General features: G+C 45.9%; 26 protein-coding genes and 1 pseudogene. 24 read left to right on the forward strand and 3 right to left on the reverse strand.

What is annotated here, in order from left to right; translation table 11 throughout:
- The first annotated feature begins 44 nt into the window (after nt 1-44).
- The 3 genes from BUA75_RS02155 to BUA75_RS02165 are packed head-to-tail and all read left to right on the forward strand — an operon-like array spanning nt 45 to nt 4,466.
- Nucleotides 45-3,146 carry a type I restriction endonuclease subunit R gene (locus BUA75_RS02155; RefSeq protein WP_072872952.1) on the forward strand — a complete coding sequence of 1,034 codons (3,102 nt, stop codon included), beginning with the start codon at nt 45-47 and terminating at the stop codon, nt 3,144-3,146.
- Nucleotides 3,147-3,174: 28 nt separating this feature from the next.
- Nucleotides 3,175-3,882 carry a M48 family metallopeptidase gene (locus BUA75_RS02160; RefSeq protein ID WP_242650228.1) on the forward strand — a complete coding sequence of 236 codons (708 nt, stop codon included), beginning with the start codon at nt 3,175-3,177 and terminating at the stop codon, nt 3,880-3,882.
- A gap of 53 nt (nt 3,883-3,935) precedes the next feature.
- Nucleotides 3,936-4,466, forward strand: coding sequence for a hypothetical protein (locus tag BUA75_RS02165; protein WP_072872953.1), 531 nt, complete (start codon nt 3,936-3,938; stop codon nt 4,464-4,466).
- 28 nt (nt 4,467-4,494) lie between these two features.
- Here BUA75_RS02165 and BUA75_RS02170 read toward each other — a convergent pair whose 3' ends face one another.
- Nucleotides 4,495-5,082, reverse strand: coding sequence for a chorismate mutase family protein (locus BUA75_RS02170; protein WP_072872954.1), 588 nt, complete (start codon nt 5,080-5,082; stop codon nt 4,495-4,497).
- Between the two features lie 250 nt (nt 5,083-5,332).
- On the opposite strand from BUA75_RS02170, the gene BUA75_RS02175 reads away from it, so the two are divergent.
- The 10 genes and pseudogenes from BUA75_RS02175 (at nt 5,333) to BUA75_RS02220 (ending at nt 12,082) form a co-directional block, all read left to right on the forward strand.
- Nucleotides 5,333-6,082, forward strand: a complete 750-nt coding sequence (locus tag BUA75_RS02175; protein WP_072872955.1) for a DUF6904 family protein — start codon at nt 5,333-5,335, stop codon at nt 6,080-6,082.
- Nucleotides 6,083-6,208: 126 nt separating this feature from the next.
- A complete protein-coding gene (locus BUA75_RS02180) occupies nt 6,209-7,144 on the forward strand; it encodes an ornithine cyclodeaminase family protein (RefSeq protein WP_072872956.1) in 936 nt (311 codons plus the stop codon).
- Nucleotides 7,145-7,178: 34 nt separating this feature from the next.
- Nucleotides 7,179-7,784 (forward strand): methyltransferase domain-containing protein, encoded by a 606-nt coding sequence (locus BUA75_RS02185; RefSeq protein ID WP_072872957.1) that lies wholly within the window; start codon nt 7,179-7,181, stop codon nt 7,782-7,784.
- A gap of 159 nt (nt 7,785-7,943) precedes the next feature.
- Complete coding sequence (locus BUA75_RS02190; protein ID WP_072872958.1) at nt 7,944-8,501, forward strand: helicase; 558 nt, start codon at nt 7,944-7,946, stop codon at nt 8,499-8,501.
- A 263-nt stretch (nt 8,502-8,764) separates the two neighbouring features.
- Nucleotides 8,765-9,179 (forward strand): annotated as a pseudogene (gene fosB / locus BUA75_RS02195) (metallothiol transferase FosB); the annotation flags it as partial.
- Between the two features lie 30 nt (nt 9,180-9,209).
- Nucleotides 9,210-9,752 (forward strand): GNAT family N-acetyltransferase, encoded by a 543-nt coding sequence (locus tag BUA75_RS02200; RefSeq protein WP_072873082.1) that lies wholly within the window; start codon nt 9,210-9,212, stop codon nt 9,750-9,752.
- Between the two features lie 29 nt (nt 9,753-9,781).
- A complete protein-coding gene (locus BUA75_RS02205) occupies nt 9,782-9,979 on the forward strand; it encodes a cysteine-rich CWC family protein (RefSeq protein WP_072872959.1) in 198 nt (65 codons plus the stop codon).
- 212 nt (nt 9,980-10,191) lie between these two features.
- Complete coding sequence (locus BUA75_RS02210; protein ID WP_072872960.1) at nt 10,192-11,070, forward strand: DMT family transporter; 879 nt, start codon at nt 10,192-10,194, stop codon at nt 11,068-11,070.
- A 287-nt stretch (nt 11,071-11,357) separates the two neighbouring features.
- The gene (locus tag BUA75_RS02215) at nt 11,358-11,600 is read left to right on the forward strand and encodes a hypothetical protein (RefSeq protein WP_072872961.1); all 243 of its coding nucleotides are present in this window, start codon (nt 11,358-11,360) and stop codon (nt 11,598-11,600) included.
- Between the two features lie 263 nt (nt 11,601-11,863).
- Nucleotides 11,864-12,082, forward strand: a complete 219-nt coding sequence (locus BUA75_RS02220; protein WP_072872962.1) for an aspartyl-phosphate phosphatase Spo0E family protein — start codon at nt 11,864-11,866, stop codon at nt 12,080-12,082.
- 296 nt (nt 12,083-12,378) lie between these two features.
- Here BUA75_RS02220 and BUA75_RS02225 read toward each other — a convergent pair whose 3' ends face one another.
- Together BUA75_RS02225 and BUA75_RS02230 are read right to left on the reverse strand one after the other, a co-directional pair.
- Complete coding sequence (locus BUA75_RS02225; RefSeq protein ID WP_072872963.1) at nt 12,379-12,666, reverse strand: hypothetical protein; 288 nt, start codon at nt 12,664-12,666, stop codon at nt 12,379-12,381.
- Nucleotides 12,659-13,642, reverse strand: coding sequence for a ParM/StbA family protein (locus BUA75_RS02230; protein ID WP_072872964.1), 984 nt, complete (start codon nt 13,640-13,642; stop codon nt 12,659-12,661). The genes BUA75_RS02225 and BUA75_RS02230 overlap by 8 nt, the downstream gene beginning before the upstream one ends.
- Nucleotides 13,643-14,154: 512 nt before the next feature.
- On the opposite strand from BUA75_RS02230, the gene BUA75_RS02235 reads away from it, so the two are divergent.
- The 11 genes from BUA75_RS02235 (at nt 14,155) to BUA75_RS02285 (ending at nt 25,152) form a co-directional block, all read left to right on the forward strand.
- Nucleotides 14,155-15,927: a hypothetical protein gene (locus BUA75_RS02235; protein WP_072872965.1), complete on the forward strand. Its 1,773-nt coding sequence runs from the start codon at nt 14,155-14,157 to the stop codon at nt 15,925-15,927.
- A 1,137-nt stretch (nt 15,928-17,064) separates the two neighbouring features.
- Complete coding sequence (locus tag BUA75_RS02240; RefSeq protein ID WP_072872966.1) at nt 17,065-17,382, forward strand: hypothetical protein; 318 nt, start codon at nt 17,065-17,067, stop codon at nt 17,380-17,382.
- Nucleotides 17,379-17,774 (forward strand): four helix bundle protein, encoded by a 396-nt coding sequence (locus BUA75_RS02245; RefSeq protein WP_083574018.1) that lies wholly within the window; start codon nt 17,379-17,381, stop codon nt 17,772-17,774. The genes BUA75_RS02240 and BUA75_RS02245 overlap by 4 nt, the downstream gene beginning before the upstream one ends.
- Nucleotides 17,775-17,862: 88 nt before the next feature.
- The gene (locus BUA75_RS02250) at nt 17,863-18,078 is read left to right on the forward strand and encodes a hypothetical protein (protein WP_072872967.1); all 216 of its coding nucleotides are present in this window, start codon (nt 17,863-17,865) and stop codon (nt 18,076-18,078) included.
- A gap of 470 nt (nt 18,079-18,548) precedes the next feature.
- Nucleotides 18,549-18,938 (forward strand): hypothetical protein, encoded by a 390-nt coding sequence (locus BUA75_RS02255; RefSeq protein ID WP_129583486.1) that lies wholly within the window; start codon nt 18,549-18,551, stop codon nt 18,936-18,938.
- Between the two features lie 160 nt (nt 18,939-19,098).
- Nucleotides 19,099-19,398 carry a hypothetical protein gene (locus BUA75_RS02260; protein ID WP_072872969.1) on the forward strand — a complete coding sequence of 100 codons (300 nt, stop codon included), beginning with the start codon at nt 19,099-19,101 and terminating at the stop codon, nt 19,396-19,398.
- Between the two features lie 135 nt (nt 19,399-19,533).
- Nucleotides 19,534-20,472: a hypothetical protein gene (locus BUA75_RS02265; protein WP_072872970.1), complete on the forward strand. Its 939-nt coding sequence runs from the start codon at nt 19,534-19,536 to the stop codon at nt 20,470-20,472.
- 371 nt (nt 20,473-20,843) lie between these two features.
- On the forward strand, nt 20,844-21,701 hold the full coding sequence (locus BUA75_RS02270) for a tyrosine-type recombinase/integrase (protein ID WP_072872971.1): 858 nt from the start codon (nt 20,844-20,846) through the stop codon (nt 21,699-21,701).
- An 81-nt stretch (nt 21,702-21,782) separates the two neighbouring features.
- Nucleotides 21,783-21,992, forward strand: a complete 210-nt coding sequence (locus BUA75_RS02275) for a hypothetical protein (RefSeq protein ID WP_072872972.1) — start codon at nt 21,783-21,785, stop codon at nt 21,990-21,992.
- A 244-nt stretch (nt 21,993-22,236) separates the two neighbouring features.
- Nucleotides 22,237-23,001 (forward strand): TnsA endonuclease C-terminal domain-containing protein, encoded by a 765-nt coding sequence (locus BUA75_RS02280; RefSeq protein WP_207549683.1) that lies wholly within the window; start codon nt 22,237-22,239, stop codon nt 22,999-23,001.
- Nucleotides 23,002-23,016: 15 nt separating this feature from the next.
- Nucleotides 23,017-25,152 (forward strand): TnsB C-terminal domain-containing protein, encoded by a 2,136-nt coding sequence (locus BUA75_RS02285; RefSeq protein WP_072872974.1) that lies wholly within the window; start codon nt 23,017-23,019, stop codon nt 25,150-25,152.
- Nucleotides 25,153-25,272: the final 120 nt, after the last annotated feature.

Below are 25,272 nucleotides of genomic sequence, written 5' to 3' on the forward strand. Positions count from 1 at the left end.
AGACTTGGCTTTTACTCTGCGCTAACACATAGGAGGGTGGTAAGATGCCACTGGCAGAGGATTTCAATGAAGAGAATATCAGTCAGATACCAGCAATTGAAGTCTTACGAGGGCTGAAGTACACGTATCTACCTACGAAAGAAGTAGAAAAGATGCGGGGTAACTTGCATCAAGTTCTCTTACGAGAAGTTCTTGAACAGCAACTTCGAAAGAACACTTATGAGTACAAGGGTGTTACCTACAAGTTTAGCGAGAAGAACATTCAACAGGCAATTCGTGATTTAGATGAACCGTTGACGGACGGACTCGTCAGAACTAACGAGAAGATTTACGAGTCGCTGATGTTGGGGAGGAGCTACTCGGAGAACCTCCCCGATGGCTCCAAAAAGTCTTTTTCCCTTCAGTACATCGATTGGGATCATTGGGATAACAACGTATTTCATGTGGCTGAGGAATTCTCCGTCGAACGAATGGACGGGCGAGAGACGATTCGCCCTGACATTGTATTGTTCGTCAATGGGATTCCGTTTGCCGTGATAGAGTGCAAAAAGGCTTCCATCTCGATGGATCAGGGAATCAGCCAGATGCTTCGCAATCACCGTAAGGATTATGCCCCACAACTGTTTAAGTTTGTTCAGATTATCATGTCCACCAACAAGAATGAGACCCAATATGCAACATGTGCTACTCCGAAGAAATTTTGGACTGTGTGGCAGGAGCAAGATGAAGCATGGCTCCAGGAACAACTGAGCCGAACGGTTCATGACCGTCTTCCTACTACGCAGGACAAGAACATCATCTCGTTGTTCCATCCTGAACGGTTACTGGAACTGACTAAATATTTCATCGTCTATGATAAGGATGTCAAGAAGATCGCAAGGTATCAGCAGTATTTCGTCATTAAGGAGATCATTGACACCATTCTTCACGAGACGGATGAACATGGGAATCGTCAAGGTGGGGTGATTTGGCACACCCAAGGTGTTGGGAAGAGCCTGACCATGGTGATGCTGGCGAAATACATTCTGTCTGAACTGACCCAGTATAACCCGAAGGTGATATTGGTTACTGACCGAAAGAACCTGGACAAACAAATTCATCGTACTTTCAATCATTCCAGGCTTAAGGCAAGTCGTGCGACGACTGGAAAACACCTGGTCAGCCTGATCAACGATAACAGCGCGGATATCGTTACCACACTTGTCCACAAGTTTGACACCGCATCAGGGCAACAGCAAAAAATCCTATCCAAGGACGTGTTCGTACTCGTCGATGAGTCTCATCGGACACAGTATGGTGAGTTACACTTAAAAATGAAACAGGTGTTCCCGAACGCTTGCTATTTAGGCTTTACAGGGACACCTCTGTTGCGGAAAGAGAAAAATACCATCGTGAAATTCGGGAAGATGTTCCGACCATATACCATGGCAGACGGTGTTCGGGACAAGATTATTGCTCCATTACTTTATGAGGGCAAGATGGTTGATCAGACGGTTAACCGAAAAGCCATCGACCTCCGCCTGGATATGATCACCCGACACTTGAACGACAAGCAAAAAGAAGAGGTCATGAAAAAGTGGTCGCAGTTTGAACGGATTGCATCATCGGATCAGCGGATTAAGTTGATCGCGTTCGATATCAACGAGCACTTTCTAAAGCACTACAAGACGAAGGACATCCACTATACTGCGATGTTAGCCACAAACAGCAAACTCGAAGCCATTCGCTACTTAGAAGCCTTTGAAGAACTCGGTGATTTGAACTGTGCTGTTGTCATTTCACCTCCCGATCAACGTGAAGGTTACACCGAAGTCGATGAAGCATCGGAGGACAAGGTTCAGCAGTTCTGGAAGAAGATGATGGACAAGTATGGCGACGAGGACAATTACGAAGATAGCATCAAGGATGAGTTCGTAAACGGGGATGAGCTTGATCTGTTAATCGTCGTAGATAAGCTCCTTACTGGCTTTGATGCGCCCAATGTCTGCGTCTTGTACGTGGATAAACCCCTCAAGGAGCATAATCTACTGCAAGCCATCGCAAGAGCAAACAGGCTGTACGAAGGAAAAGACTACGGTTTGATCATCGACTATCGTGGGCTGTTGACCAAACTGGATGAAGCGATGGAAATGTATGCTGGAGCGGGACTGGAGAACTTCGACCCCAAAGACTTGAAAGGTGCCATTTATGATGTCATCACCGTTATCGGGGATCTGCGCCATTACTACACGGAGCTTGTGAATATCTTCATTCCAGTGAAGAACAAGAACGATGTAGAAGAGTACGAGGTTCTGCTTGCAAACGATGAACTGCGAGAACACTTTTATTCCGTTTTAAGTTCGTTCGGGAGAAACCTGGGTATCGCATTAGAGTCCGAAGCCATTTACAACGCTCTCGGTGCGGACGAACTCAATCGATACAAACGCGACTTGAAGTTCTACCAGGAACTTAGAAAGAGCGTGAAGCTCCGCTACAGCGATTCCATCGATCACAAAGAATATGAAGCCAAGATGCAGATGCTCATGGATAACTATATCTCGGCGGAGGAAATCATCCGCATCACAAATCCCGTGGACATCATGGATGAGAAGGGCTTTGAGGAGGAGTTGAAACGCCTCAAATCGCCCAGAGCAAGGGCGGACGCGATTCGAACCAGGCTGTCCAAACGAATCAATGCTAAGTGGGATGAGAATCCAGCCTATTACAAGAAATTCTCACAACGCATCGAAGAAGCCATCAAAGCCTATAAAGAGCAACGGATTACCGAAGCTGAATACTGGTCGAGAATGCAGGATATCATGAGGGATTTTCGCAAAGGCACATCGGGGGTCAATTACCCCCCCAACCTACGAAGTAATGTCAACGCCCAAGCTTTCTACGGCGTTGCACTGGAGGTGTTCCAAGAATCCAATGACGTAAGCGACAAGCAAGAATTACTGGGTGAGTTGGCTTTAAAGATTGACCAAATCATTGAAAGCCACAGCAAGGTTGATTGGCACGATAACACCGAGGTGCATAATCGGATCGCGCAGGAATTGGACGATTTGCTCTATGATTTCGCGGAAGAGTACCACTTCACGTTGACTTTTGACGATATCGACAAATTGATCGAGAGTGTGAAGACAGTTGCCTTACGACGATACTGACAAATCAAATGGTGTGGAGTTTCATCAGGTGGAATACGGGGATCGGTTGATCAAGTTCACGTTGGAGAGGAAGAACGTCAAAAACGTGAACCTCCACATCAAGCCTGACATGACCGTTGCTGTTTCAGCGAATCCGAGCGTACCCATGGAGTTTATTCTGGACTTTGTGAAGCGCAAGGCACCGTGGATTGTGAAAAATGTTCACTACTTCAGAGATGTGCAACCAGACAGTGAACGGAAACGGGAATTTGTCAGCGGTGAGTCATTTCAATTTCTTGGAAAGCAGTATCGGTTGCGGGTTGAAGAGGCACAAGGTGAGGGAGTAATGCTTGATGGTGGCTTCATCTATCTGAGGGTAAAGAACGTGACCGATACCGTCAGGAAGAGGAATCTCTTTGACCAGTGGATGAGGGAACAGGCTAATGGTGTCTTTTCTGAGTCTCTGGAGAAAGTGTACTTGTCACTACAAAAATACGACATTCCAAAGCCAGAAATTCAGATTCGCACCATGAAGGCAAGGTGGGGGTCGTGCTTAAGGGACTCCCACGCCATTCTTCTTAATTTCGAGTTGATCAAGGCTCCGAAGTACTGCATAGAGTACGTCATTTTACACGAATTGACCCACTTTCTTCATAAGAACCATAATGAGCGATTTTACGGTTTTCTAAGTGCCTTGATGCCCGATTGGGAGAAGCGCAAAGCCATTTTGGACGAAGAGATAGTCCGTGATTTGTAACCGATTCCGATTACTTAAGATTTATCCAGGACAATACAAGGTGGTGTCCTACTGTGTGGGCGGGAGTGATTGCATCTCTGTCTGGAGCGATTGTGGGATTTTTTATGAATTTTTGGATGGAAAAATTACGTAGATGCCGAGAACACACCAAGTTTCTTAATGGGTTGTATGCAGATGTAAATAGGTGCTTAGAAGTTGAGCTTACCCCATATCCAAATGAATTGTTGAATAGGCTTGTATTTCCCTATTTAGAGGGCGCAATACGAGACGGAAAGATATATTCTCTTCGCGGCGATGTTCATAAGTACATTCTGCAACTTTTTTACCTTATAGATAATTTTCATAGATATTGTGAAGCGGAAATTGGCTTGGTTGTCGATGAGGCAAGGGCATTGGTGCAGACAAAAACAGAAGTCGCGCAAGTGCGAGACATCATTCGGGCAGAAGCATTGAGTATGTTGGAGAAATCATTCTATACATATGCGACATTAGCGAAACAAAGTTTGAACAAATACTATCCACGGCTCAAGCAGAAGGATAGTCTCAAGGGGCGAGACGTTAGTAGCAAAAGTTCACCCCTGTAAAGTTCACAGACTATGCTCTGCAGAACCCTTAATCGAACGCAACCGTCTGATCTAAAATCCTCTCTGGCGGACGCGGGTGGTGTGGCATGGGATTTGGAACGAGTCGGAACGAAAAGGTTTTGAGGTCGTCAGGTAATTTTGGGCTGACCATGTAAGCGATGGACGATTGGTTGGTGTGTCCTTGCGAACGGTGAAATTGGATCTGTCGCCCTTCATTCGGATCAATGTCTAACATCAGTTGCACTTTCAATTCTGCAGTTTCCGCATCATCATCCGTGTAGATATCCACGTAAACAAGACTGAAATCGGCATATTGCTCCATGCGAGTAATCTGATAGGTGACTCCTTCCGACTGTACTTTCTTCATCACAGAAACGATGCCGACCAAGTTTTGCGGTGAAACGGGTAGTCGCGGTGGGCGGCGCGGATTGTTCATCGCGGCGAACACCGATGCAATGACGTGGCGATCAACATGATATTCTTCGCACCACCGATCAAACTGCTCCTTTGTGGGATGACCGTTGGTTCCTTGGCTGATCCGAAGCCGCTCCGCAATGAGCTTCGCCAGTTGCTCGTCAATCGATTCCAGGCGATGGTCGTAGGGGACTCGCATCATAGGGTACTTCCTCCTCTGCTCCGTCAAAATCGTAGGTTTTAGATTATTGTAGCAGATTGTGTTAAGGGTTTGAGATTGTAGGTTGAAGAATAAGTGGATGGTTCACTGCTCTATAAAGTTTAAAATATAAGGGCAAGTCGAATCTCATCAACCTTATTTTCTTATCCACCTCAATGTCTTTCAACCTGTATCCCCGTCATTTTCGCTATACTAACCTTGACCCTATCAAAACGGACGCAGGTGAACACTCATGCTAACCCTTCGCAACACACCCAACCTGGCTGGAATCGAAATATCAGGCGACTATTTGGACCTGGATACCCTATATCTTGCCCTTCACACCGCTGTCGGCGATGAAGGGGAATTCCCTGCCTATGAAGGCGCACGTCTTTGCGTGCTCGGGCTGTGTTATGACCTCCGTCACGCGGTCCAAGGTGATCGGGAAGTGGGGTTCGTCCCCAACGGGATGGATGCAGACAGGATGAAATTTTTAGGACTCATCGCGCCTGAGAAAAATCTGTACTACAAAGTTAACGCCCTTTATCCAGAGATCCTGTTCGTAACTATCGCCTTGAACGACTTTATCCGCCTTTACGCGAAAAAGCAGGCGAAATCAGCCCCGTTTCCGCTCCTGGACAAGAAAAACCTGTGGGATTCTGCGATTGCGAATGTCAGATTGTTTCAGTCTCAGGTGATTAACTGTGTGAAGGCAGTGGTCAGTGAGGCATCCTTCAAGCGAATCACGAACCTGATGCACAAAGATTATCCCTGGACTGATGGATATGCGACGCAATACTTAGACTTGCTCAACATTCGATATTTGAATATTGGTGACAGAGAAGAACGGGCGAAGGCTTTGTCTACCACGGTCAAACGGATGGTCGAGAAGGGCAAGGAGTACCAGCAAGTGGAACAGGAAGTCAGAGCGATGGCGAGAGAGCACAATTGCTCTGTGGAGGACATTAGCTTGGTGGAGGATTATCCCGACGTGGAATGGTGAGAAAGCAAGGAAGGAATTGAAAGGGGACAAGGCTTTATAGAGCTTCGGTTCCAAGGCGGGAGGTAAACGACCGTACTCAGCTGTGGTTGCCGACATCTTATATCACGAGAGAAGGAGCGGCTGAACTTGTATCAGGTACTTACAGACCACGATATTGAGAAGCTTGTCTCAATGAAGTCGATAGTGAACGCAATTAAACGCACCTTTGTGGAGCAGGCAAACGGAACACTTGTTGCGCCTCCGCGATTTCGACTGGAAACGAAACAGGGGGACTTGGTTTTTACGGCAGGTGCCGCGACAGCGATGGAAAAGGTCATCGGATTTCGTGTCTATGATACTTACGCGAATGATGTGGACGGTCATCAGCAATTGGTTTGTGTGTTTGATTCAGACACAGGGGTGTTTAAGGGCATTGTTATCGGGAATCTGCTGGGTGCTGTTCGTACTGGGGCAATTGGTGGGGTCGCAATCAAAGCCATGGCTCGGAAGGATGCCGAACACGTCGCGGTTATCGGAACAGGTATACAGGCGCGGACACAGTTGGAGGCGGCTGTAGCGGTCAGGGAAATTAAGCAGGTTCGAGTCTTTGGTCGCAATCAAGAAAACAGAGAAGCATTTGCGGCTCAAATGATGAAGAAGCTGGATTTAGAGGTCGTGGCAGTCGATTCCTCAAAAAGTTGCGTACAGGGAGCCGATATCGTCATATGTGCCACTAATAGTGGAACGCCAGTCTTCGATGCGGAATGGCTTGAGCCAGGAGTACATATCAACACGGTCGGTCCAAAATCAATAAAACGCCATGAGGTACCAATGGAACTGGGAGCACGCAGTTCGGTGATTGCGACGGACTCCATAGAGCAACTCAAAGCCTATCCAACGCCACATTTTCTGGTCGGTACACCCGATGAAGAACGGGTCATACAACTAAGGGACGTTGTTACAGGGAAAATTCCTGGGAGAAAGGGTCAAGATGATATAACCCTGTTTTGTTCCGTGGGTCTGGCAGGGACAGAAGTGGTTGTCGCGAATGAAATCATGAAGAAGGTATCTTGCAGGGAGTAGGGGCAAGTTAATCATCAGGAGGTGTGATTCTATTATGGCAATGGAAACTTACGACGAGGTATATAGTAAGCCAGAGTTTTATTGGGGACAGGAACCAAATAATCTGTGTAAACGTGCCGTTAAATTGATTGAAGCCAAGGGAAAAGTAATCGATTTGGGCTGTGGAGAGGGTAAAGATATGATCCATTTCGCACGAAATGGATTTGATGCTGTGGGCGTTGACCTTTCAAAACCTGGGCTACAAAAGGCGGAGAAATGGGCAGAAAAAGAGGGTTTGCAAGTCGCCACAGTGCAAGCAAACATCAATGAATTCAACTTGACGGCAATGTTTGATGTCGTGTATTCAAGTGGGACGCTCACCTACATAGTGCCAACTTTGCGGCATGATATGTTCATGAATTACAAGGAGCATACCAATGTCGGGGGATTCAACGTATTCAATGTATTTGTTGAAAAACCGTTCATTGAAACGGCTCCAGACTGGGGAACGGACGAGTATTTTTACCGCTCTGGGGATTTACTCAGCTTTTACTGGGATTGGGAAATCATCTCGTTCGAAGAGGTCATTTTTGATTGTAACTCCAGCGGAGTTCCACACAAACACGCGATGGATGTCATGATTGCACGGAAAACCAAGTGATAACACCTGTATCGATGGTAAGGAGGGCTTAGTCAAGGATATTGAACGACGGGCTTTGGAATGGTATCGGGAGAACCATAAAAGTTGAAGAAAACGAATTAACGCTTCTTATGGTAGCCTTGCATAAGTAACGGGTTGTTTCACTGAGGAGTGACTCATATGCGCGTTGGAAATGAGAAAACGTATCCTGATTGCCCCGTAATAGTGAGAATAGTGGAGGTTGGCGGACTTACAAAATCCGAGCTTATGCACAAATTAAGACAGCAATCCGTCTTAATGAATGAATTAGCAGAGAGACTATTTGCCGACGATAGATTTACGACCTCTGATACCACGTACATCTTGCAGACTATTGAGCTAACCGTTGCTGACCTTGGCTTTCCTGATGGAGCTACTATTGTTCAAATCTTTAAAAGAGCGAACGATCTTGGTTTGCAATTATGTCCGCTTGAGTTGGGACCTCACTTACGACTGGTGTATCTCGACCAGCCTGAAGGTTCCTTGGGGCATCCTTTACAGACAAATCAAGCTCCATACGGGTCTATCACCATAGCTTCCGATATACTGACTGAAAACGTTGACTTTCCAAAGGGATTTTACCTTAGACGAATTAACGGAGTGTTGTGGCTACGCGGATACCGTGCTGACCATCTACACGTGTGGAATCCTGATGATCATTTTATCTTTTGTCAATCAAAAGAGTCATTGAATAAGTGAGTATTACCAGAGGTGTTCAATGGAGCAAAGATTCATCATGAACGTCTCTCTAAAAATCTATAAACATCCAAGACACAGCACAATTGAACGCCGCATGCATTTTTTACTCGATACACATAAGTACCTGAACTTTACACGGAGGTGCATCATGTCCGACGACTTTTACTACGAAGAGGCTTTAAACGGGGGAAATTAGTCGAAAAAGTCATGGCGAATCCCGATGTACTGGCTTATCATCACGAGGGGTGAGAGGGGGTCTAAAGGTGGAGATCGGAGGTATCAATCATCTTCTGTTTTCCGTCTCGGATCTTGAGAGGTCAATCAAGTTTTACCAGGATGTGTTTGGGGCTAAATTATTGGTTCGAGGGAGGAAGTTGGCGTACTTTGATTTGAACGGAATGTGGTTAGCGTTGAATGTTAAAGAGGACATTCCGAGAAATGAGATTCACAAATCGTATACACATCGCTTTCTCTATCAGTTCCGACGAATTTGATTCAGTTGTTCAGAAACTACAGGAATTAGGGGTAAATATCCTGCCTGGACGGATGCGCGACGAACGCGACAAGCAATCCGTTTACTTCACCGACCCAGACGGTCACAAGTTTGAGTTTCATACTGGGACTCTGCAAGATCGCCTGGATTACTATCGGGAAGCGAAAATGCATATGCAGTTTTTTAGTGAACGGACTGTAGGGAGTGAGTGCCCAATGAAGCTGGTGGGAAACAACATTTATCTAAGGTTTTTAGAGGAATCAGATGCCACCGCAAAGCTGGAACTGAACCTTCGAAATCGCGCCTTTTTCGAGACTTACCTGACGACACGAAGCGAGGACTTTTACACTATCGAGTATCAGGTTAACTCAATTAAATCCAGTATCGCGAAAATGGAGCAAGATAAAGAGTATGTATTTGGCGTGTTTCTAACCAGTACGGATGACTTGATTGGGATTGTCTCATTAACCGAAGTGGTTCGCGGTGCGTTGCAATCCTGTTGGTTAGGGTACTCGTTGGACAAGGCTTACAATGGACGTGGATACACGACGGAAGCTGTTCGACTTGTTGTAGACTATGCGTTCCAGGTTCTAAAGTTTCACCGAATTGAGGCGGGTGTAATGCCCCGCAACACAGGTTCAATTCGAGTTTTGGAGAAGTCGGGATTCGAAAAAGAAGGTCTTTCCAAGAAGAACGTCCTCATCAATGGAAAGTGGGAAGATCATCTACATTTCGCAATCGTGAATCCTGACGATTAGCCACATGGATGGGATGGGTGAGCACAACGATGAACGGGAAAGTATGCCCCATTTGCGGAGGGGATAATGACTGCGGCAATGTTGCTGGCAAACCGCATGGGACGTGTTGGTGTGACCGCGAGTTCTTCCCCAAGGAGATATTCGACAAAATTCCATCCACGGGGTCAGAGAAAACGTGTATTTGCCAAAACTGCATTGAAAATTTGAAAAGTAGCATTTCAACTTAAAACGGTGCATGATAACATGGGGTTAGAGGCGATACGATGCTGTTTGGAAGGCAAGACGACGAAGGTGTTCTTATTTGGGTGAGGTGAGACAGATGTTTTATCAACCGTTGTTTGAGAACGACGTTCCCACCCTTCGCTACTGAGCGAAGGAAATTCAATACGAGTTCCCTTCGCCAGTGGACAAATAAGTCCTAATATGCGGAGGGATTGATGTGAATTCACGGTATTTAGGCGGACTATACATGGCACTCGCCGCAAGCATTTGGGGTGGTATGTATGTGGTCAGTAAGGTGTTGCTACAAAACATTGAGCCACTTGCTTTGTTGTGGATTCGATATGTCGTAGCTCTCTTCTCATTGGCTATTGGCATCGTTGTGACAAAACACTCATGGAGAGTTTACTGGCGGCATGTTCCACTGGTTATCGTCATTGGTGTCGTTGGTTACGCGGTCTCTATATGGACGCAATTTCTCGGAACGAAGCTTTCTACTGCGCAGATGGGTGCCATGATTACATCCGCAACACCAGCCTTTATGGTTGTGTTCGGTCGGATTCTGTTGAGTGAAAGGATAACGCTTCGAAAGGCGATATCGGTTGGGCTTGCGACAATAGGAGTCTTGTTGATTGTTGGGATTGGCAGGTTTAGCCACTCCTATCAACTGGGCGGCGTTATCTTATTCATCGCCGCGTTGACATGGGCTTTGATGTCCGTTTTTGTCAAACTTGTGCCAAGCGGTTACTCCCAACTAACTGTCACCTTGTATGCAATACTGGTTGCAACCGTGTGCATTACACCGACAGCCGTGAAGCAAATCGTTCATGTGTCGCCAAGTATATGGTTACAGCCGAGTCTGTGGGGTGGAGTTCTCTATTTGGGAGTCGTCTCGACAGCAGGTGCGTTTTTCTTATGGAATAAGGGATTGCAACTGGTGGATGCATCTTCTGGGGGACTATATTTCTTCTTTCAGCCACTTGTAGGAACATTTTTGGGATGGTTGATTCTTGGTGAAGTCGTAGGACTTTCGTTTTGGATTGGGGCACTGTTGATTCTGATCGGTGTGGCGATTGCGGTGAGAGAGGCGGAATCATAGGCGACAGGCGGCGGGTATCCCTGCCGCTCTATGTCTATCAAACATGTTTTCCACCAGCATTTACCTTGCCCCTTACAACTGATACAATGTTGATAATAAGAACAGAAGCAAGGACGAGACCCTATGAGGAAGTGTCAGTTCCCGCGCCGACCCCATAATGATTGTCAGACCCGCTCAGTCGAACAGACTGGGCATTTTATTTGTTCTTGACTAAAGTCAGCAAAGAACTGGGCGGGGACTGAAGGCGATAAGGGTTGAGAAGGAGCCAGGAAAGGACGGGATAGAATGTGGAAAACGATGAATTGAAAGAACTGCTTACGGATATGGAGGATCGCATTCGGTACGACATCCACAATGTTTCTAACCAGCTAAAGGAGATGCAGACCGAGGTTGACGATTTGAAACGCAAAGTGAGTACGCTGGAGGGAATTCTCCGCATCGTTGACCAAAACAACGCGGCGGCTCTATCTGGTATTCGAATTGATATCGCGTTAATCAAAGGAGAATTGGGAAAGCAGGGAGGGCATTGAGAGAAGAAGATATTTCGGTGTATTACAAGGAGTGGAAAGTGTGACCAGGGTCACGCCAAATGAGAAACAGACCTATTATACTGACTATTGGTTAGAAGTCGAGAGGAACTCTGGGACTGCGTATCAGCCGTGTTGAGTTAGGGAGTTACGTTCGTCCGCCATTAGACAAAAGGGTTCAAATGGACTATTGACTCGGCTATTCAAAAGATTGATTGTGATTCCATACAAATATACGCCTGCGGCTTGGGGTGGGGAGATTCATCATGTCTGGGTGCATTGACATTATCGAATATCTACGGAACAAGATGGTACATATGGCGGAAGCACGCCGCGACTTGGGGAATCCTGACGTTGTGCGAATCAGCCAACGGCTGGACTTGTTTATCATGCAAGCACAGAAGAAAGGAATGGCGGGCAATGGCGATGGTGAGCAAGCGCAGATTGTGTATGATGAGTCAAGTGTAGAATTGGCGAGAGGATAAGGGCAGGGAAGTAGCGGCTTGGGTTCGAGGGACGCGTAACTTCATTTTGTACTGCCATTTCCAAATTCCAATTCACCAAGTCGCCGCCTTGGAGCAAGTTGGGGGAGCCATATTCAATTCAAAGTTGCCAACATTGTGGTTCAACATCAGAAGAAATGGGTAACATGTGGCGTGAAATCGTATAAAGTTGCTGAGATGTGAACGCGAAAACGCCGAAGAGAGCCATTATCGACTCCCTTTGTTGGCTGTGTTGTGGCTACTGTATTTGTCTATCCCTAATACCCATAGCTCCCTTGCTAAAATAGTGAATTGATAAGGTCTTCCTCCTCGCTGGACAAGGACTCCAGTTTGTCCCTTTCAACCTCGATTCCGTCGCCCTTCTCAATCAAGTTCCTGTTTTTCAGTAGTTTGAGCAGAATTGTTTCCACTTTTGCCTCGAAATCGTCCGAATGTGCCCCGATTTTCATATCTGTCATCACCAATTGGCAGATATATGAGCTAATGTTCTCTTTGCCCTTCAGCCATTCGTAAACGGGGAGGTACTCTTCTCTAAAACTGATGGATATTTTCGGGGATTTAGGCAAGGTTCTTCGCCTTCATGATCGCGAGATAGGACAGCACATTTCCGAAAGAGCCATTGGGATCGAGGATTGCGTTGGGATACTCCTGCTGGATAACTTGCTGAAGCATGACACTACCTCCCCCAGTAAAGACCAATTCATCGATGTTCGTAAATGTGATGCCACGGCTCTTTGCAAAACTGATGATCTCGTTCAGGTGAGCTTTGAGAATACGTTGGATGAGCATTGGGCTATTTTCAAACCGTTTCCCATTCACAGATAAGTAGCCGCGTTTTAGGATTACCTCCGCATCGTCCGCGCTTATTGTCACTCCGTATTCTGAGGTTAACGTCTCCGCTACTTTCGCTCTGAGCATGGCTATACCCTGATTGGAGAGAAAGCTCCCTGCCAAGGAAGGTCGAAGCGAGTCTGTCTGACAGAAATTTACGTTCAAACTGCCAATGTCGAAGATGATACATCGTTTGCCCCTATACAAGCTGGGGTTCGCGAACATCGGAGTCCCTTCGGGAAGTGCCAGAACAGTCTCGATGCGAAGTAGAATGGCAGGGCGATTGTTAATTTTAAGCGAAACAACTCGTTGGTCATTCTGAATGAACTGCTCAAAATTAGATTTTAGCTTTTGATTTTTGTGAATCGAGATTGGCGCATTTACGGAGAGTTTCAAATTCACAAGGCCCCGACTGGAAAGACCTGCTTTTTCAATCGCAAGCCCACATGCAAGCAATATACAGGTGCGATGGATGGGATTTTGCTTACTTAGGTCGTAGTCAAATTTCTCCTCGCTGATCATGTCCCCCACGAGGAAGGTCTGTCCTCCAAGTTCCAGCAGATAGTTATTGGGCTGAAGCTCCATCCCGAAATGTTCCACCTCCTGAACCAAGGTTCGAAAGCTCATCTTCTGCAATTCTCCGTTGGCGAAGAAAGCGAATTTGGTTGAACTCTTTCCTGAATCAATTGCCAAGCTAAGTTGTGTTGTCATAGAAAAACCTCCTCTTTGAATTAGTCCCTATATCATAGATGCTCGTCCGTATTTGATTCGTATAGATGCGACGAATCGTGTTCGAGCAAGGAGAAAGGCGCGAAAGTTCGTGTTTTGGACTGATAGGGCAGAAAGTGTGACGCGGGTTTTCTTGGGGTTAAGAAGCAAACGCCATTGGAGTTGACTGGGGTTAATGCAAAAAACCTCTTGACAATGGGCAACGACGGTATTAGTATCGCTCTACGACTTCAATCAGAAGTCACTTTTCCCCATCGTTCATCACAAAGCTGGTTTACGTGTTGGGGTGCTGTTTTCAAATTCTTTCACTTGTAGCCCTGGGACGAGTCTGTCCTCTGGGCACTTGAAAGAATTACGGGCACCTTGACAACTTAAACCAGCTTTTTTGCGTTGCGCCCGTAGTCACCTGGGGACTGGAATGCACGATTCCTGCACTGTCCAGGAGACAACAAACCAGTACGAGAGCGCACAAACCAACGAAAGGGGAAATGGTTATGGCAACAAAGCATGAGGATTATTTCGAGGAATTGCGAGTGCAGATTATGAATCCAGATAGATGGGATGCAGAACGTTTCATTGTATTTGACCACGAACCAGGATTGGGAAAAACGATACACGCCCAGAGATTTGTAGGTGAAATGACTCGTAAGCATCCTTATCGAGTCCTGTGGGTTCAACCATTCAAAAAGGATGGTTTGTTGGATGCTTCCGCCAACGCAATCAACGAAACTGCTGGCAAACCTGTTGCCCTGGCTGTCGAGGGAGAGGACTTGAGGACAGGCAAGAAAAGGCAAAGCGTCATTGAACCTCAAGTGTTGGTGATAACCACGCGAATGTATGCCCAAGTTTGCAAGGGCGAACATGAAGAACTCATCAGGGGAAGGGATATTCTGCTCATTGATGAGTATCCCAACTTAATGGACGAGATTGTAATTTCTCGACGTGAGTTGTCCACTTTATACAGCTATAGCGTGAACATCGAATCGGGAATCCTCGATGAGATGCTGGATATGTTCCGCGACGAGTTGAGAAGGCTCCGTGTTCCCTCCGCAGAGGAGCATGGACATATGATATGGATGACGTTTCAGTCCGAGGAGTACAGGAAGTACAGGGTCGAGATCAATAAACTCGTGAAGTCGCCAAGGGTGAAGGATTGCAGGGAACTCCTATTGAAGTTTCGGCAACTTTTTAGACACGAAGCGTACTACCACAACGGGGCATTTTATACCTACGATGATAGCTATGATTACGTCCGATTGAAAAACAACATCATCTTGGACGCGAATGCAGATTTTTTCTATCCGTACCAATTATCAAAGAGGTTTGTTGTAAAACATCAGCCAAAGCTTTACGACTATTCGCAAACGACCCTTCATCACTACCCTGTCAACACAGGCAAGAAAGGGCTAAAAGATAGTCCAGCCTTGTTCGACCAGGTGGTTAAGATGGTAGACTTGTATGGACGAAAGGGCGTTCTCTTTGTTGTAGATAAGGAGAACAAACCAAAGCTCGAAGCGGCTATCATCAGTCATTACGGTGACGATGGTGAAAGGGAAGAGACGCTGGTGGATATATCACGAAAGCTGGGTGTAGAAATCAGCGTGGAGTACCACGGGAACCTGTTGGGGCGGAATGATTGGCGAACTTTCGACACCTGCGTCATCGTCAAAACGCCGAATTTTGATTATGGAAGCTACGCTCTGATGGCATACTTCTTTCATGCCTTGGATAAGGACAAGTCGTTTCGAAACATCGAGTTGTTCCGAGATGTTGAGGTAGAAGCCATTCGGAACAGCACCATTGCCGCTGAGTTATTCCAAGCCGTCAAGCGCATCAATCGCGATAACAGCCAGAAGGCAGAGATTTACTTGTTCTGCTCGAACGAGGAGGCGGTGGGCATCGTCAGAAAGCAGTTGCCTGGGATTAAGTATTTGCGAGAACCGTGGGGCGATGGAATGACCAAATGCCAGGCAGATGATGAGGGACAAGACGAGAAGAGTAAGCTTTCAAAGTTGAAGGATCTCATCCTGAAATACAAGGCGGCAGGCGTAGACAGCGTTCGGAAACAAGAACTTCGCCTCCAAATCGGATACAGTAAATCGGCTTTTTCACATCGGCTGAGTGAATTAAAGTCGTTCCTTGAGGAGCACGATATTATCAATGATGGGCAACGTTTGCGATTCCAGGTGCAGGGCGGCGGTAGTCAGGCTAAATCGGATCAGCATTCAAGGCTCGGAGAAGATACAAGAGAATTGGTCACGGTATAGGAGAAGCTGTGACGATACGCGGGGCGGTTGAATACCGTCCCGTTTTTGCGTTGACTGTCGTTCCTAAAACCTTCGCTATCGAATATCCTGTTCGCTATAATTGACGCATCTGAAAGGGCGTTTGTTTTCTTTACCAGGGAATTTGCTACACCAATGTTAATGGAGTGGTGTTCAAAGTTTCAATTCATCTGTAAATGGTTGTTTCCCCTGATGAGATGTTTCATCCTTCGGGTTGTATAGAATCTCCATGATAGTAGGAGCTACATGGTAGCCTGATCCCTCACCAGTTTTCATTTACAGCTTATGATTATCATCATGTCAAGGTTACAGTGGCTAACGATACTGCCACAAAGCTCTGTGGTGTGAATGGAGGTTTCTTCATTTGTATTGAATGATTTGCCATTGCAACAATGGGTAACTCGCTACTGGAATTGTCACTACGTACATTGATAAAGTGGTTCACGGGTTTCGGATAACCACTTTGTTGGCGTTTCTACTTGAGGTGGTGAGTTTCGGATAAACCATCATTGCATTTTAGTTGCAGAACAACCAGACCTCCACTATTGAGAAAAGTTCCATTGTGGCAGTGGTTTGCGTTCCTCAGTGCCGCAGGGCACAGTTGAAATCCATTGCGCCCAAGTTCCGCAAGCTACCAAGATGGCATCCTCGTCTCAAGAGCTTCGTGTGCCTGAAGAGCCATCTTTTGAGCGTCTTTTCCGTAGATAGTTATAATGTAACCATAGATTCCTGACACCCATAGGATGTGGAGATGTAAGTCATTACTCGTATTTGGAAAATCAGAGATAAATTATGACCAACCAAAAAGTTGTTCTGACTGAGAACCTCCACTATATATAAAATGTTTCAAGAACAACTTTTCGGTTCGGCTTTATCATAATGATTTCTGATTTCACTCTATGAACGTCCTGGAACAACTTTTGATTAGCATCGCTTTACTGGTTCTCCCTACATATCACCACTCCGTTCCGTTAACGACCCCATGATTTCCCCTGTCTATCTATCACTTTTCCCTATTTGTGCTCCGACGAGGTAGAACACGTTTTATGTGGTTGACCTACTTGACACCGACTATCATTGCATTAAGGCAACAAAAAGTGATGAAAGGTGGTTGACAGATTGACGAAAATGGAAGAGCTAAACGCGAGAGTGGAACGGGTGGAGAGGAGCGTGTTTGAACACTCACTTTGTCCCAAAAAACTCGATGAACTACTTGATATGCAAGGGGAAATCTCGGACATTAGAGAGTCGTTCCTCAATCAGCCCTTCACTGGAATCGCAGTGGAAGAGCTTGAAGATCTACGCTTCCGCATCTTGGAGTGTGAATTCAATGTCCACATCTTCGCCAGTGAAGCGATGTATCAGAGTACGGAGGAATCGATGCGGCGACTGAATGATTTGTACGAAACAGTGTCAGACGGAGGAGAGAACCAGTGAACCATAACGACAACGACGACTTTATCGCAAGAGATTATCGGGTACTGACAGTTTGGCAACGATCCATGAGACTCTGTGAGGATATCTATGCCCTGACAAAAAAATTTCCAAAGCACGAACTATACGCTCTGGGATCTCAGGGTCAGCGATCCAGTAGTAGTGTCCCCTTGAATATAAGCGAATCCAACGCTTTCCAGTTATACCCTCGCAAGCAGATAATGTTCCTTTCCAATGCACTTGGCTCTCTTCAAGAAACAAGATGTTTTCTGGAGTTGTCTTTACGTCTCGGCTATATCGACGCAGATACTCACACCAAGCTGGATAAAGAATCGGAAGAACTCATCCGCATGCTGGTGGGCATGATTAAGAAAGTCAAATCGAAAATCGCTTAATCCCATGTCCTTAACCTCCTCAATCCCTGCCTGGTTCTCTCGACAATTACGAACACCTGTTCCATAATCGGAGCAGGAGGGATCGGATATGGGAGAAGTCTCAGGTCTTGATCGGGAAGGCGTTCATCTCGATGACGAAATCATGTTTGACGAATGGGTCAGAGGGTGCGTTGCGCGGGAACGGGAGGAGTGTAGAAACCTGGATCAGGTCAGAGTACTCAGCAGAGATGACGGCTGGCAGTTTCCATCACCATTGACGGAGGACGCGTTCAGATTGCTGATGGAGATGGTAGTTGGGGAATAACTACTCATTGGTTCAAACTATCGGCATTGACAAATAGGGTGTTGACAGAAGTCGATATCCGTGGTAGATTTATTCCACACAGTTAATCATGAAGTCTTTCCCCAAATAGAAAGACTTTAGATTTAGCGAGTTTCCTCTCATAAATATGCTGACAAAGCTGGTTTATTTGAGAGGTGCTTTTTTACTTAGACAAATGCTTCACCAATGGTTCTATGGGTTTTCTATGCCCTTAGAACAATTGGATGTCTAAGTAAAATGAAAAGCACCTTTGGACTAAGCCAGCTTTTTTGTTTTGCCTATATCCAAAGGGAAGCTTTCAAACCCGTTCCTTGACAACTGAATAGCAAGGGTTACCCAACGCCGCTCCCGTTCGGTATCCCTGGAACATAACGGTTGGTACAAGGGAGAGGATACAACGTATCTTCTTTTCCTTATGCCAACAAATCTAATTTGAGAGGATGAAGAGAATGATGACAACACAGACGAAGGCAAGCTTGGAGAAAACAGTATCGACCCTGACGGAGAAATTGGCTAACGAAAAGATGGCACACATTGCAACCATTTTGAATGGCAAATATGAGTTAAAAATGTACGACTACTTCATGGGGTTGAATGAAAATAGCTGTTACGTAATGTTCACGAGTGAAAAGATCGACAGGAGTATTCTTGTAACAAAGAAGTATGAACTTGACGAAATGATTGAATGTGACGCTGAGTGTGAGGCACTAAACCTTTGGAATTTGTGGGTCGAATGCGGTAAGGAAATTTTCGAGATTGAGTTTTTAGGAAAAGAACTGACCACAGTAAGCTCAAATGATGAGGCTGTTGATTCATTTCTGAAATTCCTTCAAGAAAACTAATGCCATCTCAGGCGGGCACGCAGGTGAGAAATCCCCCCTGTCTACCCCTTTGGGGGGAGAGAAAGTCATTGCAAGGATTGAAGGCGGGAGTACGGCAGATGAACAAGGTCTGAATAGTCAATGCTTCAGATAGAAACCAATTGTAAAGGAGAGTTTTCTCATGAGCATGAGTGTAAAAGAAAAGGACAAGTTAGCAGTGCAGAAAGATCAGATCGGTCTGGTTTACGAGAAGATAAATAGTATTACAACAGTTTTGGAACGAAGCTACGGGATCAAGGCAATTCCCTTGATTGACTCAGCCCACGATGAATGTCAACTCGTCCTGCAACCAACGGGTGAGCCTGTCGGTACAACCCATTACTACGACACACAGGATATGCTCGAAGTCGATGCTGAACATGAAGCCGCACATTTGGCAGACTTCCTTGTCCGCCACGTCATCAATAAGTGTCAGGGTTAAGAGAGTCATAAGGCGGGCGGGTACGTTCTCAAGACGTATCTGTCCGCTCAAGCAACGCCTGTATCACACAATAGAAAAGCAACCGCCCCAGCATGATATTGAATTCGATAATACTTAAGAGGAGATGTTCACTATATGCGTGAAATTCCAAAGCGATTTTTGGACGAGAAGATACTGATTTTAGTAGAATATGGGGATAGCCAAGAAATGGTAATGGTTGAGGTTTCGGAATTTGATATTTATGGAGACGTGTTGAGGGGTGTTAAGGTTAGACCTGTTTCAGAGGATAGGGAATTCAAGCTTAGACACTCTTTATTAACGAACTATCATTTCTATTATGATTGGAATACGAATGAAGCAGGGTTGCATAAGTACGATGGGGAAAAGAAAGTTGATGTAACAATCGGAATTGAGAAATCCAGAATATTACAATCCTTTGTACCTGAAATTAAAAAATTGGAGGAAGCGTTGAAAGCGGAACAATGTAACAGAAAAAATGAAATTGAGAAGATTGACCCGAAGCGAATCCCGTGTTTAACGACGAATATCGAGTCGGGCTATGAATATGTCGTTAGGGCTGGGATCGTCGATGTTTGTTCGAAAAAGGAATACGAACATTTCGGGCATCAAATTACCCAATTTAGCCCTGAATATGAACTGCGGCTCTCTGATAAAATATGGGATGAAATGTATAGAACAAAAAACCTTGTGAAGTACGTTGAGGCTCTACGATGCAGTGAAGGAATTGGATATCATTGGGATACTCTTTATTTTCTTGCGGAAGATGAGTATAACATGGTGAAAGAAGAGTACGCTACTGTCCGACTTGAACTTATAAGAAGACGAGAAGAAGCTGAGAGAGAGGAAAATCGGCGATTTCAAGAAAGGCAAAAACAAGAGCAGTTGCAATTGGAACAATGTATAAGGGAAGCTAAGAGTTCTGGGCAAAATGTTCTGTATAAATCCTGGATGGCACCATGTAACAACCCTAAAGAGGAATGTTCCTTAGACGAAGTGTGTGTCTATATCACGCCAACTGGTGAGCAGATAACAGAAAGATGTCACACATATTGAGATCCCAGATAATGTTAAGAATCAAATATGATTATGGGGCTGGGTCAGTCAGTGTGACTCCAGCCCTTACTGTTCGGTGGATACCATTATCGTCTATTAACAAAACATCGATTATGTTTTGAAGCAACGCTATTTAATAGGAAGAAGGTCAACCATATCGGTGAGAGTGACGTGTTCCACACCGCTCCTTGCGAATAAGTCCAGCCCATATCGTTAGGTTGGGTATGGTTATCGCCAATCAACAGAACGATGATTGTGTTGCATTGGAGCCGAACCTGGAGTTAAAATTTGTCTGTGAGTGCAACGGAACTCTGCACTTTCAGTGACGGATTGAATGCAACAGAATTCTCAGCCGATTGAGGAGGGGGCATATGGAAGATCTAATAGAACAATTTTCAGTGTACCTCATTCAATCAGGCAAAAGTGAGAATACTATCCAGACATATGCCCTGAACGTCAAACAGTATCTCAGATGGTTCGCGGACACATATGGTATGGAATGTAGGAGACTGCATCGGGAAAATATCCTCGATTACAAAGCATATCTGCTAAATGTACAGAAGTATAAGGGCAGGCATCTCAATGCAAGAACCATCAATGGCCGATTGAGCGCGCTCTGCAGTTTCAACCGATTTCTTATTAACAAAGGGATCCAGAGCGATGTTGTTGTCGATAAGGAAGACTTCGCTAAAGTCCAGATCGAATATGCCAATCCATGCACAATCCAAAAGGCGGATGTTGAGCGGTTCCGTCAAATGATTCTGGAGGCTGGAGATAAGCGTCTGTACGCCTTGGTGACGATATTGGCATATGCAGGATTACGGATTAGTGAAGCGCTGGACATCAAGCTTTCGGATTTGAACTTGCAGATGAAAGAGCTTGTCGTTCGGAAGGGCAAGGGAGGCAAACAAAGACTCGTTTACCTAAATAGCAAGATTGTCACTGCAGTGCGAGAGTATCTAAGGACAAGAAGGGCCGATAGCGAGTACCTCTTTGCCTCTCGTGAAAGCGAGCGGGTTGACAGGACGGTGATCAACAAACTGTTCAAGCGGTTTAGCGATACGATCACGCCACACATGCTTCGGCACTTCTACTGCTCGCGCTGTCTTGAGTCGGGTTATTCGATTCACGAGATAGCGGCGCAAGCAGGGCACAGGGACTTAAAGACCACGCTGATATACACCAACCCAAGTCGGGAGGAAATGAAGCGGAAGGCGGAATTATTGTAGCCTTGTTTTGGGTGTAGGCTACTCAAAATATAATGTAATGGCGGATATGCATCTACAACCATTCATGGAGGTGGCTTGTTTGTGAGTGAGCCACAGAGACCAGCGGACAGGCGACCTAACGACGAGCCGTTTTTTGTCCCCAAGGTATGCCAGGGTTGTGGTGCGAAGTTGGTTTATTCCTACCTTTTGGATGCTCCAGATACACCAGAACACGAACGGTGGTACGGTGAGTTTGAGTGCCCCCAATGTAGAGATGGTCTGGTACTGGACGTACCGAAAGGCTATATTTAGCTCATAGATATCCAATTAGGATGCCTGCTGAGATCAACGCAGTGATCCTAATTGCGGCAACTTACGTAGTCGCTGGTTTGAAATAGTTCTATTACATGAGAATACATCGAATAGGCGAGCGTTTTGCCAAGCGATTCTCCTTAAAAAAAACGGAGATGCATCGCTTATAGGCAAGGACGCTCGCTTTTTGTCTGTAGAAAGGGATGTGATACACATGTCGAAACAGCCATGGACAAAAGAGAAGATGAACAAATGGATACGGGAACGCGGGCAAGGTACGGGTAAGGACTACGTTCCATGGACCAAAATCATCGACTTTCCATCAATGGGAAGAGCCACCCGCATATTTGGGGTTAAGATTCCGAGGATCTACCATCTGCAATCTGACGGTCAATTACGTTGCTTTCTTATATTTGAGTGGTGTGATGCAGTCGTTGATATCCGAGAATCCTTTCCAATGCTTAACATACTGGAAACGATTGATGACAAAGACGACCTCCGTTTAGACAAATTTAGGGACAAGGAAACTGGAGTTCCACTGGTGCTCACGACCAGTTTCCTATTGACCGTTCGAGATGACAGCGGGAAGGAGAGATTGCTGGCGCGGAGCGTGAAAAACGCCAGCGAACTGAAACGGAGTACCACGATTGAAAATTTGGAGATCCAACGCCGATATTGGCGTGCGAAGGGTGTTGAGTGGAAGTTAATAACGGACAAACAGATTCCCAAACAGTTTGCGAAGAACATTGCGTGGGTACGCGAAACGTTGCTGGACGACGGTATGGATGCTAATCAAAAGGCAGAACAAGCTCGATTATTGCATGATGATTTGATAAGACACTCAGATTTGAAACTCAATGACGTGCTCAACGCCTTCGACCACAGAGAAGGGGTATCTCAGGGGACGGCACTATATCTGTTCAGATATTTAATCGCCAAGAAGTTGATTCGCATCGATATGAATCAGAGTGTGCAGGTGGCAAGGAAGGTCAAGGATATTCTTCAGTGAAGGGTGGGGACGGCGATGCCCATGATCGTAAATCAGTTGTTTACGGACGGAAAAGGAAGGCTCTTTAGGATTGTTTTCATAAATAAAGTCACATCGATGGTGTATGTCATCGCTGTAGATAAGAAACTGTTCCCGCGCTCCATGACGTTTCAGGAGTTTGAGGCTTTTGTTGAAAACCAAGAACTGCGGATGGTTGACGACAACACTGTTCGGCTGGACTCCGACGGTGATTTGACCGATGTCCAGAGGGAGAAGCGCGACTTCGCATGGGAAGTTGTGCAGTATTTTTTTCAAATGGTCGAAGGGGAAGAGTATGCGTTTGTCCCTCGCTATCGTCAGGAAGCGATAAAGCAGGCATGCGAAGCGTTCCACATCAGCTACAACACCGTGAAAACGTATTTGGTTCGATATTGGTCGGGAGGCGGAGTCAAGAACAGTGTCCTCCCGCGATTTTCAAACTGTGGTGCGCCAGGGCAGGAAAAAAAGATTAGCGACAAGAAACGTGGGCGACCTCGTATCCGTGATGGGAATCATGGGGTCAATGTGGATGACAAAATGAAAAAAGCGATTAGGGCTGGGTTGAACAAGTACTATTACAGCCAGAGGCAGAACAGCTTACGGGTTGCATACGAGTTAACTCTTAGAGACTATTTTTCAACACGGCAAGTGCGGGACGATGGGACAACGTATCCAGTACTCTTGGAGTCAATACCGTCATACGCTCAATTTCTCTATTGGGCACGGAAGTGGAATGACCCGAAACGTGAGATCATTACACGGCGCGGTGCGCGTGCGTATCAACAGAGCAGTCGTACTATTATTGGACATGCCACAATGGACGCTGACCTGGGATGTGCCGACTTATGGGAAATCGACAGCACGGTTCTGGATGTATGGCTCGTCTCATCTTTGAATTCTAATGTGGTTTGTGGAAGACCGCGTTTGATATTGTGTACCGACGTTTTCAGTCGCCAGATAATGGGATTTTCGCTAACGTATGAATCGCTAAATGCCTATTCTTCGGCGATGTTGGCACTCGCAATGTCAATGACCAGCAAAGTCGCTTTCTGTGCTCAATTCGGAGTCAATATCACCGATGAGGACTGGGATTATTGTGTTCCAAATCGCATATTGGCAGATCGCGGAGAGCTAATTGGCTCTCACATCGAGAATGCCGTTGAACAACTTGGAATTGCGATTCAGAACAGTCCGCCTTACCGTGCAGACCTCAAGGGTGTCATTGAGCAAATGTTTCATCAAATTCACCTGAAGATCAAACCTTTCGCTGACGGGGTAGTTGTAAAGGGGAACCGCCCAAGAGAAAGAGGAGAAGTCGATTATCGATTACGCGGGAATTTGACATTGGAGTCGATGAATCAAATCATCCTAAAGCTCATTATTTTCCACAACAAACATCACGTTTTGGAGGATTACCCTCTGGATGCAAGCATGATTGAAGAAGGGATTGAGAAAATCCCGATCAAGCTTTGGGAACATGGTCTGAAGCATAAAAAGGGTCAGCTTCGGCGATTGCCACCAGAAACAGTGCGGATGGCGTTGTATCCCAGCGATGAGGCTACCGTAGGGAGTAGGGGTATATCGTTTAGAGGGCTTCTCTATGCATCACAATACACACTTAGTCAAGGGTGGTTCCAGAGAGCGCGGGCGAAAGGCAGTTGGAAGGTAAAAGTCAGTTATAACCCGATGGATATGACCCATATTTACATTCGCGATGAAGATGGGCTTGGGGTTCACAAGCTAACGCTATTGGAGCATTTACAGCAGTATCGCATGAAAAGCGAGCAAGAGGTCGAGCAAATCCAGGCACTCGAACGCGAGAGAACCAAGCAAAGCAAGGAGCGCGAGTTGCAAGAGAAAATTAGGCTGTTTGCGGAGATTGATAGCATTGTCCAGGATGCAAGGACAAAGACGGAAGCCGAGCGGGATATCACGTTAAGTAAGACGAAACGGCTTTCAGGGATCAAGGGAAATCAACGGAGAGAACGGGAATTGGAGCGAGAGAAGATGCGTGACAATCCGAAGGTAGAAGATGTTCCGTCGATTTTGACGTTCCACGATGATGACGGGGATGACCTGGAGCTATTCAGAACGGTTCAAGAGCGGAACTGGGGTGGTTCATATGGGGAGTAGGGTCTATTTACCAAATGGTACTGAGGCGCAGTTGGCTGTCTATTATGAACCTCAAGTACACGAATTCCGTAATCCGCTGATTCAAGCTTTGCCGCCAATGGTCAGTAAGCCCGAGATCAT

The sequence above is a fragment of the Alicyclobacillus tolerans genome, from assembly GCF_900142255.1.
GTDB lineage: Bacteria > Bacillota > Bacilli > Alicyclobacillales > Alicyclobacillaceae > Alicyclobacillus_I > Alicyclobacillus_I tolerans.

Coding starts and splice junctions, on each gene's coding strand:
- BUA75_RS02190 (WP_072872958.1), top strand. CDS start 7,944: ATGCGCGTTGGAAATGAGAAAACGTATCCTGATTGCCCCGTAATAGTG.
- BUA75_RS02285 (WP_072872974.1), top strand. CDS start 23,017: ATGCCCATGATCGTAAATCAGTTGTTTACGGACGGAAAAGGAAGGCTC.
- BUA75_RS02280 (WP_207549683.1), top strand. CDS start 22,237: ATGAACAAATGGATACGGGAACGCGGGCAAGGTACGGGTAAGGACTAC.
- BUA75_RS02200 (WP_072873082.1), top strand. CDS start 9,210: ATGAAGCTGGTGGGAAACAACATTTATCTAAGGTTTTTAGAGGAATCA.
- BUA75_RS02230 (WP_072872964.1), bottom strand. CDS start 13,642: ATGACAACACAACTTAGCTTGGCAATTGATTCAGGAAAGAGTTCAACC.
- BUA75_RS02255 (WP_129583486.1), top strand. CDS start 18,549: ATGACAACACAGACGAAGGCAAGCTTGGAGAAAACAGTATCGACCCTG.
- BUA75_RS02265 (WP_072872970.1), top strand. CDS start 19,534: ATGCGTGAAATTCCAAAGCGATTTTTGGACGAGAAGATACTGATTTTA.
- BUA75_RS02185 (WP_072872957.1), top strand. CDS start 7,179: ATGGCAATGGAAACTTACGACGAGGTATATAGTAAGCCAGAGTTTTAT.
- BUA75_RS02260 (WP_072872969.1), top strand. CDS start 19,099: ATGAGCATGAGTGTAAAAGAAAAGGACAAGTTAGCAGTGCAGAAAGAT.
- BUA75_RS02170 (WP_072872954.1), bottom strand. CDS start 5,082: ATGATGCGAGTCCCCTACGACCATCGCCTGGAATCGATTGACGAGCAA.
- BUA75_RS02250 (WP_072872967.1), top strand. CDS start 17,863: ATGGGAGAAGTCTCAGGTCTTGATCGGGAAGGCGTTCATCTCGATGAC.
- BUA75_RS02270 (WP_072872971.1), top strand. CDS start 20,844: ATGGAAGATCTAATAGAACAATTTTCAGTGTACCTCATTCAATCAGGC.
- BUA75_RS02235 (WP_072872965.1), top strand. CDS start 14,155: ATGGCAACAAAGCATGAGGATTATTTCGAGGAATTGCGAGTGCAGATT.
- BUA75_RS02205 (WP_072872959.1), top strand. CDS start 9,782: ATGAACGGGAAAGTATGCCCCATTTGCGGAGGGGATAATGACTGCGGC.
- BUA75_RS02220 (WP_072872962.1), top strand. CDS start 11,864: ATGTCTGGGTGCATTGACATTATCGAATATCTACGGAACAAGATGGTA.
- BUA75_RS02155 (WP_072872952.1), top strand. CDS start 45: ATGCCACTGGCAGAGGATTTCAATGAAGAGAATATCAGTCAGATACCA.
- BUA75_RS02175 (WP_072872955.1), top strand. CDS start 5,333: ATGCTAACCCTTCGCAACACACCCAACCTGGCTGGAATCGAAATATCA.